Annotated in this window: 15 protein-coding genes, 2 rRNA genes and 1 pseudogene; 4 read left to right on the forward strand and 14 right to left on the reverse strand. The window is 34.4% G+C overall.

Annotated features, from left to right (window positions below; translation table 11 throughout):
- Positions 1 to 1,968 (forward strand): MacB family efflux pump subunit, encoded by a 1,968-nt coding sequence (locus A9G24_RS07125; RefSeq protein WP_065638392.1) that lies wholly within the window; start codon positions 1 to 3, stop codon positions 1,966 to 1,968.
- Between the two features lie 98 nt (positions 1,969 to 2,066).
- On the opposite strand, the gene A9G24_RS07130 is transcribed toward A9G24_RS07125, so the two are convergent.
- Together A9G24_RS07130 and A9G24_RS07135 are read right to left on the reverse strand one after the other, a co-directional pair.
- Positions 2,067 to 2,792, reverse strand: a complete 726-nt coding sequence (locus A9G24_RS07130) for a thioredoxin domain-containing protein (protein WP_081303121.1) — start codon at positions 2,790 to 2,792, stop codon at positions 2,067 to 2,069.
- 14 nt (positions 2,793 to 2,806) lie between these two features.
- A complete protein-coding gene (locus tag A9G24_RS07135) occupies positions 2,807 to 3,076 on the reverse strand; it encodes a YihD family protein (protein WP_065638393.1) in 270 nt (89 codons plus the stop codon).
- Positions 3,077 to 3,378: 302 nt separating this feature from the next.
- Between A9G24_RS07135 and mobA the strand changes: the two genes are divergently transcribed.
- Positions 3,379 to 3,960, forward strand: a complete 582-nt coding sequence (mobA, locus tag A9G24_RS07140) for a molybdenum cofactor guanylyltransferase MobA (protein WP_065638394.1) — start codon at positions 3,379 to 3,381, stop codon at positions 3,958 to 3,960.
- A 124-nt stretch (positions 3,961 to 4,084) separates the two neighbouring features.
- On the opposite strand, the gene A9G24_RS07145 is transcribed toward mobA, so the two are convergent.
- The gene (locus tag A9G24_RS07145; RefSeq protein WP_065638395.1) at positions 4,085 to 5,113 is read right to left on the reverse strand and encodes a threonine aldolase family protein; all 1,029 of its coding nucleotides are present in this window, start codon (positions 5,111 to 5,113) and stop codon (positions 4,085 to 4,087) included.
- 84 nt (positions 5,114 to 5,197) lie between these two features.
- On the opposite strand from A9G24_RS07145, the gene mobB reads away from it, so the two are divergent.
- Positions 5,198 to 5,692 carry a molybdopterin-guanine dinucleotide biosynthesis protein B gene (gene mobB, locus A9G24_RS07150; RefSeq protein ID WP_065638396.1) on the forward strand — a complete coding sequence of 165 codons (495 nt, stop codon included), beginning with the start codon at positions 5,198 to 5,200 and terminating at the stop codon, positions 5,690 to 5,692.
- A 51-nt stretch (positions 5,693 to 5,743) separates the two neighbouring features.
- Positions 5,744 to 6,448 (forward strand): monofunctional biosynthetic peptidoglycan transglycosylase, encoded by a 705-nt coding sequence (mtgA, locus tag A9G24_RS07155; protein ID WP_065638397.1) that lies wholly within the window; start codon positions 5,744 to 5,746, stop codon positions 6,446 to 6,448.
- A 10-nt stretch (positions 6,449 to 6,458) separates the two neighbouring features.
- Here the strand turns inward: mtgA and cobB are convergent, their stop codons facing one another.
- The 11 genes and pseudogenes from cobB to A9G24_RS07210 all read right to left on the reverse strand — a co-directional run.
- The gene (cobB, locus tag A9G24_RS07160) at positions 6,459 to 7,142 is read right to left on the reverse strand and encodes a Sir2 family NAD+-dependent deacetylase (protein WP_065638398.1); all 684 of its coding nucleotides are present in this window, start codon (positions 7,140 to 7,142) and stop codon (positions 6,459 to 6,461) included.
- Between the two features lie 101 nt (positions 7,143 to 7,243).
- On the reverse strand, positions 7,244 to 8,056 hold the full coding sequence (locus tag A9G24_RS07165; protein WP_081303122.1) for a hypothetical protein: 813 nt from the start codon (positions 8,054 to 8,056) through the stop codon (positions 7,244 to 7,246).
- A 4-nt stretch (positions 8,057 to 8,060) separates the two neighbouring features.
- On the reverse strand, positions 8,061 to 8,270 hold the full coding sequence (locus tag A9G24_RS07170; protein WP_065638399.1) for a helix-turn-helix domain-containing protein: 210 nt from the start codon (positions 8,268 to 8,270) through the stop codon (positions 8,061 to 8,063).
- A gap of 12 nt (positions 8,271 to 8,282) precedes the next feature.
- Complete coding sequence (locus A9G24_RS07175) at positions 8,283 to 8,861, reverse strand: DUF2975 domain-containing protein (protein ID WP_065638400.1); 579 nt, start codon at positions 8,859 to 8,861, stop codon at positions 8,283 to 8,285.
- A gap of 170 nt (positions 8,862 to 9,031) precedes the next feature.
- Positions 9,032 to 9,892, reverse strand: a complete 861-nt coding sequence (rpoH, locus tag A9G24_RS07180) for an RNA polymerase sigma factor RpoH (RefSeq protein WP_065638401.1) — start codon at positions 9,890 to 9,892, stop codon at positions 9,032 to 9,034.
- 203 nt (positions 9,893 to 10,095) lie between these two features.
- Positions 10,096 to 11,064 (reverse strand): permease-like cell division protein FtsX, encoded by a 969-nt coding sequence (ftsX, locus tag A9G24_RS07185; RefSeq protein ID WP_065638402.1) that lies wholly within the window; start codon positions 11,062 to 11,064, stop codon positions 10,096 to 10,098.
- The gene (gene ftsE / locus A9G24_RS07190) at positions 11,064 to 11,723 is read right to left on the reverse strand and encodes a cell division ATP-binding protein FtsE (RefSeq protein WP_065638403.1); all 660 of its coding nucleotides are present in this window, start codon (positions 11,721 to 11,723) and stop codon (positions 11,064 to 11,066) included. Before ftsE ends, ftsX begins: the two co-directional genes overlap by 1 nt.
- Before the next feature lie 9 nt (positions 11,724 to 11,732).
- Positions 11,733 to 12,656: pseudogene (gene ftsY, locus A9G24_RS07195) on the reverse strand (signal recognition particle-docking protein FtsY); the annotation flags it as partial.
- A gap of 143 nt (positions 12,657 to 12,799) precedes the next feature.
- Entirely contained in the window at positions 12,800 to 13,363 is a 564-nt protein-coding gene (locus tag A9G24_RS07200) for a pseudouridine synthase (protein ID WP_065638404.1), read from the reverse strand.
- Between the two features lie 143 nt (positions 13,364 to 13,506).
- Positions 13,507 to 13,622, reverse strand: a 5S ribosomal RNA gene (gene rrf, locus A9G24_RS07205).
- A 126-nt stretch (positions 13,623 to 13,748) separates the two neighbouring features.
- Positions 13,749 to 14,314, reverse strand: a 23S ribosomal RNA gene (locus A9G24_RS07210); the annotation flags it as partial.

The raw sequence follows: 14,314 nt of genomic DNA on the forward strand, positions 1-14,314 counted from the left end.
ATGACAAATAATATATCTCTTATCAAGCTTGAAAATATTGTTCGTGAATTTCCAGCAGGTGATTCAACCATACAAGTTCTTAAAGGCATCAATCTGACAATTAATGCAGGTGAAATGGTGGCGATTATTGGGGCATCAGGGTCTGGTAAATCCACTTTGATGAATATATTAGGCTGCCTAGATAAACCAACCACTGGCACTTACTCCATTGGCGGACGGACAACAAGTAAATTGTCACTTGATGAGCTCGCCGAATTACGTCGCGAGCATTTTGGCTTTATCTTTCAACGTTATCATTTGTTAAATGCACTAACTGCACAAGGCAATGTAGAAATCCCAGCCATTTATGCTGGCGTGACCAGCGAACAACGGCAAAAAAGAGCGGACGAAATTTTAACACGTTTAGGACTTGCCGATAAAATACATAATAAACCTAGTCAGTTATCAGGAGGACAACAACAACGTGTTAGTATTGGCCGAGCTTTAATTAATGGTGGACAAATCATTTTAGCTGATGAACCAACCGGAGCCCTCGACCGCAAAAGTGGCTTAGAAGTGATGGCAATATTACAAGAGTTACACCAACAAGGCCACACAGTTATTATTGTTACACACGATGCAAATATTGCCCAAAGTGCCCAGCGAATTATTGAAATTAGTGATGGTAATATTATTTCTGATTCAATAAATCCCAAATACCAATCTGAACAAGGTGATAATCGACAAATTAAGCAAATCGAAGCAACTAAAACCCAAGATAACTTCTTGGCAAAATATTATCGTTTTCGTGATGCTTTTAAGATGGCTATGTTGTCGATGCTTTCACAGCGATTACGTACTGTCTTAACGATGTTAGGTATCATTATTGGTATTGCCTCTGTGGTATCAGTTGTTGCATTAGGGCAAGGCACAAAGCAGAAAATTTTATCTAATATTAATTCGTTGGGAACAAGCACGCTTGAAATCTATCCAGGCTCAGGCTTTGGTGATCGCAATGCAGATAAAATCACGACACTACGCTCATCTGATGCCGATTTTTTGGCTCAGCAAAGTTTTGTTCACAGCACCACGCCAAACCTTTCAACGGGTGTTTATTTTCGGATTAACAATTTAGCTGTAACAGGAACCGTAAATGGTGTTGGAGAGCAATTTTTTGCTGTTCGCGGTTATACTATTTCTCAAGGAAAATCATTTGATGAAACAAGTATTATTACTTCAGCACAAGATGCGGTAATTGATGAAAACACCGTTAAACGACTATTTGCAGATCAAAACCCTATTGGAAAAATTTTAATGGCCGGCCAGCTACCCGTAAGAATCATTGGCGTTGCGACTAAACAAAAACAAGGGTTTGGTAGTAATGAAAGCTTGAATATTTGGTTACCTTATACCACTGTGATTAATCGTATGGTAGGTCAAACTTCGTTAAAAAGTATCACAGTACGCGTTCAAGATAATGTCGATTTAGCAATTGCAGAACAAGCCATCAATCAAATTATGTTAAAACGACATGGTACAAAAGATTTTTTCATCTTTAACTCAGATAATATACGAGAAACCATTAACTCATCAGCTTGGGTAATGACACTCTTGGTTTCGGCTATAGCTCTCATTTCACTGATTGTTGGAGGCATTGGTGTGATGAATATTATGCTAGTATCGGTCACAGAAAGAACGCGAGAAATTGGCGTACGTATGGCCGTTGGCGCGCGTTCAAGCGACATATTACAACAATTTTTAATTGAAGCCGTATTAGTTTGTTTAACGGGTGGCACAATAGGTATTTTACTTTCGTTTGCTATTGGATTTATTTTTAACGCTTTTGTTACATCATTTGCCATGAGTTTTTCCGTTATCGCCATTGTTGCGGCATTTAGTTGCTCAAGCATAATTGGCATTATCTTTGGTTACTTTCCAGCAAAACGTGCAGCAAAACTCGATCCTATTTATGCTTTAGAGCGAGAATAATCATCTTACTATAATAAAAAATCCCTTTGCACAAAATAATGATGCAAAGGGATTAAACATTAATTTATGCAAGTTGCTTTTTTAAACTCGATAATCATTTATTTTTTATCAGAATGAGATTTTTCTTTTATTTTTTCATTAGGATCTAACCCAGCAACAAATGCAGTCACTCTAGCATAATCATTAATATAATCCTCATCACTAGTTATATTAAGCTGATTTGATATGATATAAAACTTACGATTGACAATAACAGTAGGGATAGATTCTGGTTTCATTTCTTTAATCGCATCAGCTTGCTGTGCCATAAACGCTTTAACTAAAAAACCGTCTTTCGTTTTATCATATACTTCACCACTGATACCTAATTTTTCAAAAACCATTTTAATATCATCAGCAGTTTTTATTGTTTTATCTTTTTGCACTGCATTATAAAGTGCATCTGATGCTTTATCTTGAATACCAAGTACATTAGCCACAGCCCATGCTTGCGCAAGCTCTTTAGCTAATGGTCCAAAATCCTCTAAATGGTAGCGTTTAAACTTAAATCCTTCTGGTAAAGCTTTACTAATAGTTTGTGAGCCATTATTTTGAATCTCAAATCTAAAACAGCTTGGGCAATTAAACGAAAAGAACTCAATAACTTCTTTATCGGGTGATGGATTAGTTGGCAGTGCCGCATATTGTTTGCCTAATTCAATCGGATCAAGTACATTCGCAGCCGCTGTTTGTGGTGTGTTAGTTTTAGTAATGGTTGGACTTTCATTTGCAAAACAGTTTACAGAAGAAAGCAAAATACTAATTGCAATAAGTGTTTTTTTCATCTTAATAATTCTCCTTATTCTTTTATAATCCCACGAGCTTTTAACAATGCGGATTTAAAATCTTCTTCATAATCTTTTTTTAGGCCAGGAATAGCCTCATTTTTATCTGAACCTCGCATTTTTAAATGATAAATTAAAACTTCGTCACTTAAATCTTTTAATTCACCTTCAAAACCAGCCTCTTGACCTAATTTAGCCAAAAATTGTAATAAGTTAAGATCAGAATCACTTTCCCAAGCTGGTTGTAATAATTCCATTACTTCATCAATACGGTGACATTTCATAATTAATACCTTTTTTAATCCTCAAATTAATTGAAGATGATATAAAATCTTATTGACATATATCTAAATAAATTATTCCAAAACATAAGGCAATAACTCGCATACCCATTATTGCTAACCTAAAAATCGACATCATAATAATATTTAATTGATTAAACTACACCTTAAAAAGAGACTGATATATACTCAGTTTCAATAATAGTTGAGTCAATCTGTTTAAAATGTGTATGCTGCAATTTAAAATAACTTTGCTATATAGTAATGTTATTTTGTTTTTTCGCAATGTAAAAGAGAAATAATTTATGGAAAAACTGTCTATTACTGCAATCATTTTAGCAGGAGGAAAAAGCACACGCATGAATGGTGATGACAAAGGTTTATTGTTATTAAATCAAAAACCGCTGTATCAGCATGTCATTGACCGCATCAAACATCAAACTGATTCAATCATGATTAATTGTAATAATAATGTTAACCAATATCAAACAGCTGGATATCCAGTGTTTAGCGATGTTTTAACCGGGTACTTTGGTCCATTATCAGGTATTTACAGTGGGTTATTATATAGTACAACTGATTGGAATTTATTTGTTAGTTGTGATACTCCCTTTTTACCAAATGATTTAATCGCACGTTTAGCTGTGCATACCTTAACCCATAAAGCAATTTATCCTATTGATGGTAAATATCATCACCCAACCATTCTACTTATTCACAAGAGCGTTATTCAACAACTTAGAAGTTATTTAGAACAGGGTAATCGTAAATTAATATTATTTTTAGAACAAATCCATGCAAAATCGGTCGACTTTAATGATCAAGCGTCTTGTTTTATTAATATCAATACGCCTGAAGAACTTAAACAAGTAAATCAGCTGACATAGTAACCAAACATACAAATAGGATAACGATATAATCCATATAACAATAATTTATCAATAGTTAATTTCACCGAAACACTGATCTAAGGTAATTCGTTCATGCCCGCTTCTAATACCTAGCAACACATTAGGTTAACCATTTTTTAAATTGCTCAGTAAATAATTCTATCTCTTCATTTTGAGTAGACCATGAAGTACAAAAACGCAAGCCAATATGATTACAATCAGTTTGGCCAAGATTATCAACAGAATAATGAGCGAGAATTTTTTCAGCCAATTGATTAGGGAAATTAACAAATAACTGATTACTTTGTGGTTTAGCTGCAAATGTTAATCCTGCTTTCTCAAATATCGTTTTTAATTTATCGGCCATCTGATTACTATGCTTGCCTAGCTCAAAATAAAGGTTATTTTGCATTAGCGCATTCATTTGTGCTGCCACAATCCAACTTTTCGCGAATATTGCACCTTTTTGCTTCATACTGAAACGAAAATCTTGATTAATAGAAAGGTTATTAAATACCACCGCTTCACCAGCCAAAGCACCAACTTTAGTACCACCGATATAAAATATATCTGTGTATTTTGCTAAGTCAGGAAAAGATATATCATTATCCTTCGCCGCTAAAGCCATAGCTAAACGCGCTCCATCTAAATAAAGATAAAGGTCATTTTTTTGACAAAATTGATATAATTTTTTGATCTCCTGCTTGGTATATATAGTGCCAAGTTCTGTTGTATTTGAGATATATACAAGCTTAGGTTGCACCATATGTTCATCACAATGATCAGCTAAAACGGGCTTAATCAGTTCTGGCGTTAGCTTTCCATCTTCTGTTTGTACTGTTAATACTTTATGCCCAGTTGCCTCGATAGCCCCAGTTTCATGCACATTGACGTGCCCAGTATCAGCTGCAACCACCGCCTGATAAGGTCTTAAGATATGTGAAATGACCACTAAATTAGTAATCGTCCCCCCCGGCATAAAATGAATATCAGCATTAGACGACTGTAACTGTATTTTTATGTTTTCTCTTGCCTGGTTACAACATTGATCTAAACCATATCCACTGAACTTCTTATCAGTAATATCAATAACACTTTTGAGCAATGTAGGATGAATAGTCTGATTATAATCATTCAAAAAATCATACATATGATTACCTTTATCGTTTAGCTTTGTATAAAATAATGTAATATTAATTACACATAAATATAACACTTTTAAAAGATGGGTTCTATGAACAACCAAAAAATTATCGGCATTAGTGGCTATAGTGGCAGCGGTAAAACAACATTGCTGAAAAAGATCATTGCATTGCTTGTTGAACAAAATTTTAAAGTCGGCTCAATAAAACACGCTCATCACGATATTGAAGTCGATATTCCAGGTAAAGATAGTTATGAATTACGTAAGGCTGGCTCGTTACAAACAATTGTTGCTTGTGATAAACGATATGCTGTGTTTCATGAAACACCAAATAAGCCAACTGATTTAATCACACTCATTAATCAATTTAACGATATTGATATAATACTGATAGAAGGTTTTAAACATGAAAAGATTCCTAAAATTATTTGCCACCGCAAAACAAATAAAAAAGCACTTTATATTGATGAGTTTACAATAGCGGTTGCCAGTGATGAGCCGTTAACTACTTCTTTACCAGTATTGGATATCAATCACCCCCTTCAAATTGTTGAATTTATAAAAAACTATTTATTTAAACAATAATATAGCGTATCTTATTTACCAGTTTTTTACTTTATAGTCTATAAAATTTACATGATTCCTGTATTAAAAAAATTAAAACGCATTTTAATCATTAGCAAAAAAGTAATAATAGGACTCATGTTGCTATCTCTCTTTTCTACCTTAGTTATGCGCTGGGTAAATCCTCCATTCGGTTCTATGTTAATGATAGAGCGCAAGATAATGCATTGGAACACACCACAACAACGAATCTGGAAAGATTTAGATAAAATTTCAGATAATATAAAAATTGCAGTAATAGCGTCAGAAGATCAGAATTTTCCTACCCATTGGGGATTTGATTTTAAAGCCATTCGCCTAGCGCTAGACCATAATCAAAATAGTAAAAAGATTAAAGGCGCTAGCACAATTACTCAGCAAGTGGCTAAAAATATCTTTTTATGGCCATCTCGCAGTTGGATTCGTAAAGGAATTGAGTCTTGGTTTACATTATGGATAGAGCTATTTTGGTCAAAAGAACGTATACTCGAACTCTATTTAAATTGTGCAGAATGGGGAGAAGGTATTTTTGGCATTGAAGCCGCATCTCAGCACTATTTTAATGTCAGTGCCAGCCAGTTAACATCACAGCAAGCAAGCTTACTTGCAGCAGTATTACCTAATCCAAGACGCTGGAGCCCAATAACACCAAGCGAGAGAGTCCAAAAAAGAGCAAAATGGATTCATGCCCAAATGCGTAATTTAGGCAATAACAATTATCTCAAAAAACTAAAATAGCCACCTATTCCTAAATAAATTTTTGGATAAATTCAGGCACAATTTTACTTGCTGAACCATAAATTTTTGTTTGAAATAAACTTTGTTTAAGACTAGGTTCTAGATTAAGTTCAATCGTTTCAGCACCAGATAAATTGGCCTCTTGCACAAAACCGGCAGCAGGATAAACATTACCTGATGTACCAATTGCAATAAAATGATCAGCTTGCGAAAGTGCATCATAGATTTCATCCATCTGTAGTGGGATCTCTCCAAACCAAACAATATGCGGGCGAATGAATGGGTTTTGTTTATAATCCACATCTTTGTCGCACTCAATAATTTGCCCTGTTTTTTCATGACGGACTTTTAATAATTCCCCATGCATGTGAATAATATTTTTAGATCCAGCTCGCTCATGTAAATTATCCACATTTTGTGTCACAATTAATACATTTTCTGAGCCTAACTTTCTTTCTAACTCAGCTAAAGCAAGATGTGCTGCATTTGGTTTAACATTGGCATCTTGTAATTTATTGCGCAACATATTATAAAATTGATGAACCGCTATAGGATCTCGAATATACCCTTCATAAGTGGCAACATCATCGACATTATAGCCTTCCCACAACCCATCTTGTGCACGGAATGTTGATAGCCCAGACTCAGCTGAAATACCAGCGCCTGTTAAAATGACAATTTTAGGTATCTTCATAATGGATATATACACCTTTTCCTTTGCTATTAAATTATTTTGTTATAAGTTATAACATCAACCATAGTAATTACTTTTTTTAAAAAAAGTGAATAAAATTATTACTTGTATTCAGTAGTAAACATCTGTAATGCTGGTTTATTTAGTCTTTGATATTGGCTGTAAGCAGTTGCCACTTTCAGTCGGATAGCTTCTTTAGATTCACCTTTCAACCAACTATCAATCATCGCATAAACACTATACGCTTCTGGTGCCATTCGATGCATAGTCAAAATCAAAGGCGTGATACCTAAACGAGATAGTGGTGGTGTAAAATATTGTTGGCTTTTGCAAGCAAATACCGCCGCATAACGTGATTTTTGTTTTTCTTGTTGTTCTTTTGATAATGTATCCCAGCGCAAGCTATCGGGTAAATATTTACGCCATGACCACTCCATTAATGAATCATGACCAATATAAATAACTAAGTCAGCCTTTCCTCCAGCAATAATCTTTTTATCACCAAGCAAATACAATTGATTTTTTTTACCTGCCGAATAGGTTAGAAAATCATCAACAGTATCATCTATATATTTGCCATCATATGCTTGCGCTACGATATAGACATCTTGATGTTGATGTTTATAAATTATTTCTTCTAATATTTTACCTTTGCTTGGTTTATTAATTTGAATAACCTGCCATTCTTTTTGCTTTGCAAAATAGGTCTTAAAACCGTAGGCTGCGCCCCAATAAAGATTATTTTTTGGATCTTGACCATTACCTATAGCTTTAGGAACCGGTGCAATCTTTTGATATTTGTTATCACAAAGTGCCACCAAAACATGAATCACTTTTGGATAAGCAAAGCAGGGAAGGGAGAGTATAAAATAAATAGTAGTTGCAAGCCATAACTGTGATTTCATTGCCTTCATTAATCTACTCTTTATCTGTATATTCTAATATATCACCTGGTTGGCAATCTAGATGTTTGCAGATTGCCTCGAGTGTTGCAAGTCTAAATCCTTTTACTTTACCTTGCTTAAGTAATGATAAATTTTGTTCTGTAATACCTATCGCCGCCGCTAAATCTTTGGATTTGATTTTACGTTTTGCTAGCATTACGTCTAAATTTATTATAATTGGCACATATGGCTCCTTTTAAATAAATTGTTTATTTTCTTCAGCTAGTTGGCAAGCTTTTTTCAATATTTGACCTATAAGCATAATACTCATGGCAGAAAATAGCGTTATAATATCATCACTAGAAAAAGAAATAGAAAAGTATCGTGCTGATGCGTCTTGATTATAAGTTAAGAGCATTGTCAATAAAGGTTCAGATAAAAAATTTATAATCCCCCATAAAACAAGCAATTTGCCAAATACGTAACAATGGTTAGCTGATTTTACCGAAAAATACTCTGATTGACTGTAATTAATAAACAATAATCTAAGTTGATAAAACGCATAAGCTAAAATAAGTATTAATGAAGTATCGATTAAGGTTGCGATAGTCGCTTGCCATCCAGATAACGATTTAGGATCAACATTATCAATCCCACTTTGGATAAAAGAAAACCCTCCAAATTCAAGCCCAATATTTTGCATATCAAAAAAATAATACAAGAATGGGAATATTGAGCTAATTAACATAATTAGAATAGGAATTAATGTTAATAATGCCATAAAGCGACAATATTGATTCAATCGAGAATGTGTTTTAGTCATATCTGTGTTCATCTTTATATCCTTTCTTTTATAAAACTGTACACAATATAACATAAACAAAATTTAAAACAATAAAATATTAAAATAAAACAATAATTTTTTATTGTTTTATTAGATTTAAGTACAAAAAAAACCTTACTTTTTTATCGGTAAGGCTTAGGAAGTTAACATTAACGAAAAAATTAGGCTTCAATAGCAACTCGTAATTTTTTCATTGCATTTTTTTCGAGTTGGCGAATTCGTTCAGCTGAAACACTATATTTATCAGCTAAAACTTGTAATGTAGATTTGCTATCATCTGAGTCTAACCAACGAGCTTTGATAATATCTTGGCTACGTTCATCCAATTTTAATAATGCATCGTGTAACTTATCTGTTGCATCATTTTCCCAATTATCGTTTTCTATTGATTTTGAAAAATCAGAATTACTGTCTTCTAGGTAAAGTGCTGGTGCAACAATTGAATTATCATCGTCATCACTATCTATATCAAATGACATATCTTGTGCTGACATGCGTGATTCCATTTCAAGTACATCTTTCCGGCTTACACCTAACTCATCAGCCACCATATCAACTTCAGCATTATTAAACCAGCCTAAACGTTGTTTGGTCTTCCTTAAATTAAAAAATAGCTTTCTTTGTGCCTTAGTCGTTGCAACTTTAACAATACGCCAATTTTTTAATACGTATTCATGAATTTCGGCTTTTATCCAATGCACAGCAAATGAGACCAAACGCACCCCCATCTCTGGATTAAAACGGCGCACAGCTTTCATTAAACCAATATTACCTTCTTGAATTAAATCAGCTTGCGGTAAACCATAACCGGAATACCCACGAGCAATATGCGCAACAAAACGCAAATGAGATAATATCAATTGTCTTGCTGCATCAACATCGTCATGATAATAAAGTCTTTCACCTAATAATTTTTCTTCTTCTGCTGTTAGCATCGGATAGGTATTAATCATACGAATATATGATTCAATATTACCTTGTGGAATTAAAGCACTTACTTGCATTTTTATATCAGTACCCATTTAACTCCCCCTCTTAAATTAACTAGTTTTTGTCACATTGATAAAATGTAACAATTAAAAACGTTAAACTGATGTTCACTTATCAGTTAGACCTTCAAGCTATAAATTAGTTCATATTTTTTATTTAAAATTAATAAAACATGTTGCGAGGATCTACATATTACTAAAACTAATATACATTCTAATTAGTTATATCGAAATAGCTAGGTAATTTGTGTCATTTTTAAATATTTTTTAGTCGCAACTAACGATGAAAGCCATCCAATAATAATAGTAATAAATATAATTAATAAGCTTTCATCCCACAATAAGCCTTCAATATGAATAATTGTCCCAAAAGCATCAGAAACATTCAATATAATTGATTCTATTTGAAAGATAAATATTTCCGATAACACCAACGAAACAACAGAACTCACAAAACCAATAAAAATTCCACTATATAAAAAAGGACGTAAAATAAAACCTTCTGTTGCACCAATTAATTGCATAACAATTATAGTTTGTTTTCTAGCAAAAATATTTAAGCGAATACTATTACCGATTACAAGTGACACAGCAATAATCATAAAGATGGAAATAATCCAAAAAACAGATCTAACCATATTAGTTAGTGCAGTTAATCGAGTAAACCAGCTATCATCTAACTTTATATCATCTATGCCATCAATATTGAGTAATTCCACTTGTAATCGATGCAATACAACTGTTTTTTTTGCTTCTTCTTTAGGTGTAACAATGGCTACTGCCGGTAGTGGATTTTCATCTAATAAATCCAATGCGCTACTGAATCCAGACCATGTTTTAAATTCCTCTTTTGTTTCATCTCGAGAAAGATAATCAACGCTATCAACCTCAGAATAAGATTTGAGTTTGACTAGTAATTCTGTAGTTTGCTCCGAGGTTAATTCTTTATTGATATAAATAGTTAAATTAGGCGTTGGATACCATTGATGTGCAGCCTGACTGGCATTTTTCCAAAGTAAATAACTAATGGTTGGTAGCGTAATAGAAATCGCAATAACAAAAATAGTCAGTAATGATGCAAAAAGATGTTGAGTAAAATCATTAAAGGCATTGCGCCAAGCATAACTAATTTGCCTTTTCCAACGTGATAAAAAACTATTTTTCGTTTCTTTCGATTTAGTAGATTTGATAGTGGTATTACGCATCAATTTTTAATCTCTAAACGCCCTTGATTCAAATGCAGTATTCTATGATGCTTGCGACGAATAAGCCCCATATTGTGCGTTGCCATCAAAACAGTTACACCTGACCGATTAAACTCTTCAAAAAGCTTTAAGATATCTTTGGAAAGCTTATCGTCTAAATTACCGGTCGGTTCATCAGCAAGCAAGACACTAGGGCGATTAACAATCGCACGAGCTATACCCACTCGTTGCTGTTCTCCACCTGATAACTGTATAGGATAAAATTTCATCTTATTTATCAATCCGACTTTATCCAATGATGCTGAAACCCGTCTGCGTATTTCTTCTACTGGTTTACCTAAAATAATTAATGGAATAGCAACATTATCATAGACAGTGTGATCCATTAATAGCTGATGATCTTGAAATACCATACCAATAGTGCGACGTAAAAATGGCATATCGTGTCTTTTTAGGTTTGAAACATTAATACCATTTAATAACACTTGACCATCATTGGCTTTCTCTAAACCACAAATTAACCGCATTAAAGTACTTTTACCAGCACCAGAATGCCCCGATAAAAATGCCATTTCTCCAGATGATAAAGTAAAGTTTATATTCTGTAATGCTGGTTTACCACCAGAATAAACTTTACTTACACGCTGAAATTCGATCATGGCCTTTCTCTATTCATCTGCTTCATCAAATAAGGCATTTATAAAATCATTGGCAACAAAAGGCCTTAAATCTTCAATTTTTTCACCCACACCAATATAACGTATAGGGATATTAAACTGATCTGCGATGCTAAAAATAATCCCACCTTTTGCCGTACCATCTAATTTAGTCAATGTCATTCCTGTTACACCTACCGCTTCATTAAATAGTTTAGTTTGGCTAATCGCATTTTGACCGGTACCTGCATCAATGGTTAACATGATTTCATGAGGAGCTGTTTCATCTTGCTTCTTAATCACTCGTACTATTTTTTTCAACTCATCCATTAAATGAGATTTATTTTGTAAACGACCTGCTGTATCAGCTATTAATATATCTATTTTTTTTGCTTTCGCTGCTTGTATTGCATCAAAGATAACTGATGCTGAATCTGCATTGGTATGCTGTGCAATAACAGGGATATGATTACGTTCCCCCCAAACTTGCAATTGTTCAACAGCGGCAGCACGAAATGTATCGCCAGCAGCCAGCATAACTGATTTACCTTGTTGCTGAAATTGACGGGCCAATTTGCCAATTGTCGTTGTTTTACCTACACCATTAACACCAACCATTAAGATAACAAATGGGTTATGAGTATTAATATCAAGTGGTTTATCTACCCCATCTAAAATAGATTTCATTTCTTGTTTTAAAAGTACATGTAAAGCATCTGCATCTTTTAGTTCTTTTCTTGAGGCCTGCTTTGTTAAGCTATCTATAATTTTTTGTGTTGTATCAAAACCAACATCAGCAATAAGTAACTGTTCTTCTAGTTCTTCAAATAAAGCATCGTCGATCTTTTTTCCTTTAAACAGACTTAAAAAACCAGATCCAATATTCTGTTTAGTTTTAAAAAGACCTTTTTTTAAACGGGAGAAAAACCCTTCTTTTTTTTGTTCAACCATAAATAATTTATCCCATGATCATTTAAAGATCATTGTATCTTATTTTAGAATAAAGCCCAATGCATTCGATCTTTTAAAAAGATTATAAAAGAAATATTTCGTGATCCATAACCAGTAAATATCGCTGATTACAAATAAAGATCTCGAGTTGTGATGAATCGCCATTCACTTAATGGTAACTGGTGAGTAAATAGATTATACCTTCCAATCTGAACACGCACTAGACGTAAACAAGGAAAACCGACCGCCGCACACATTCTTCTAACTTGTCGATTTTTTCCTTCTGAAATTGTCATACTTATCCATGAAGTTGGTATTGTTTTGCGCTCTCTAATAGGAGGAACTCTTTTCCACAATTGCAATGGTTCATCAAGAAAGGTTACAATGGCTGGCTTTGTATAAAATTCTTTTAATTGCACACCATTTCTTAGCATATCCATAGCCTGTTGATTAATAACACCTTCAACTTGTACCCAATAAGTTTTTGGCAATTTAAACTTTGGTGAACTGATTTTGGCTTGTAATTTACCGTCACTAGTTAACAATAATAACCCCTCACTATCGGTATCTAACCGCCCAGCAGGGTAGAACTTAGGTAAGTTTATAAAGTCTTTTAACGTCTGATATTTTTCATGTGGTGAAAATTGAGTCGTAACATTAAACGGTTTATTAAAGGCTATTAATGAACTCATTTTGTTCTCTTATTAACTGATAATCTTCAATAACTAATTTTTGATTAAGATTATTATAAATAGATAAATGATAATTTACTCACGATAAAATAATTGAAAGCAAAAAAGCCCAGCATCACTGCTGGGCTCTCTCTAATTTAAAAGTCTGGCGGCACCCTACTCTCACATGGGTAATACCCACACTACCATCGGCACTACGGCGTTTCACTTCTGAGTTCGGCATGGGGTCAGGTGGGACCACCGCGCTATTACCGCCAGACATATCCTGTACTCTTTTCAATTAGCTACATTATCTCATATCTGCACTAATCTCTCAATCCGGAACAAACTGTTATTTCAACTTTTATACTATCAATCGCATAATCCCAAAACAACTCCGAGTTGTAAGGTTAAGACTCTCGGTTCATTAGTATCAGTTAGCTCAATGTATCACTACACTTACACACCTGACCTATCTACGTCTTAGTCTCAAACGGACCTTACTGAATCTCTTCAGGGAAAACTCATCTCGAGGCTAGTTTCGTACTTAGATGCTTTCAGCACTTATCTATTCCGCACGTAGCTACCGGGCAATGCAATTGGCATCACAACCCGAACACCAGCGGTGCGTTCACTTCGGTCCTCTCGTACTAGAAGCAAACCCTCTCAATTTTCCTACGCCCATGGCAGATAGGGACCGAACTGTCTCACGACGTTCTAAACCCAGCTCGCGTACCACTTTAAACGGCGAACAGCCGTACCCTTGGGACCTACTTCAGCCCCAGGATGTGATGAGCCGACATCGAGGTGCCAAACACCGCCGTCGATATGAACTCTTGGGCGGTATCAGCCTGTTATCCCCGGAGTACCTTTTATCCGTTGAGCGATGGCCCTTCCATTCAGAACCACCGGATCACTATGACCTACTTTCGTACCTGCTCGAGCCGTCACTCTCGCAGTCAAGCTAGCTTT

It is taken from the genome of Gilliamella sp. App6-5 (genome assembly GCF_001690525.1).
GTDB classification, from domain to species: Bacteria; Pseudomonadota; Gammaproteobacteria; order Enterobacterales; family Orbaceae; genus Gilliamella; species Gilliamella apicola_H.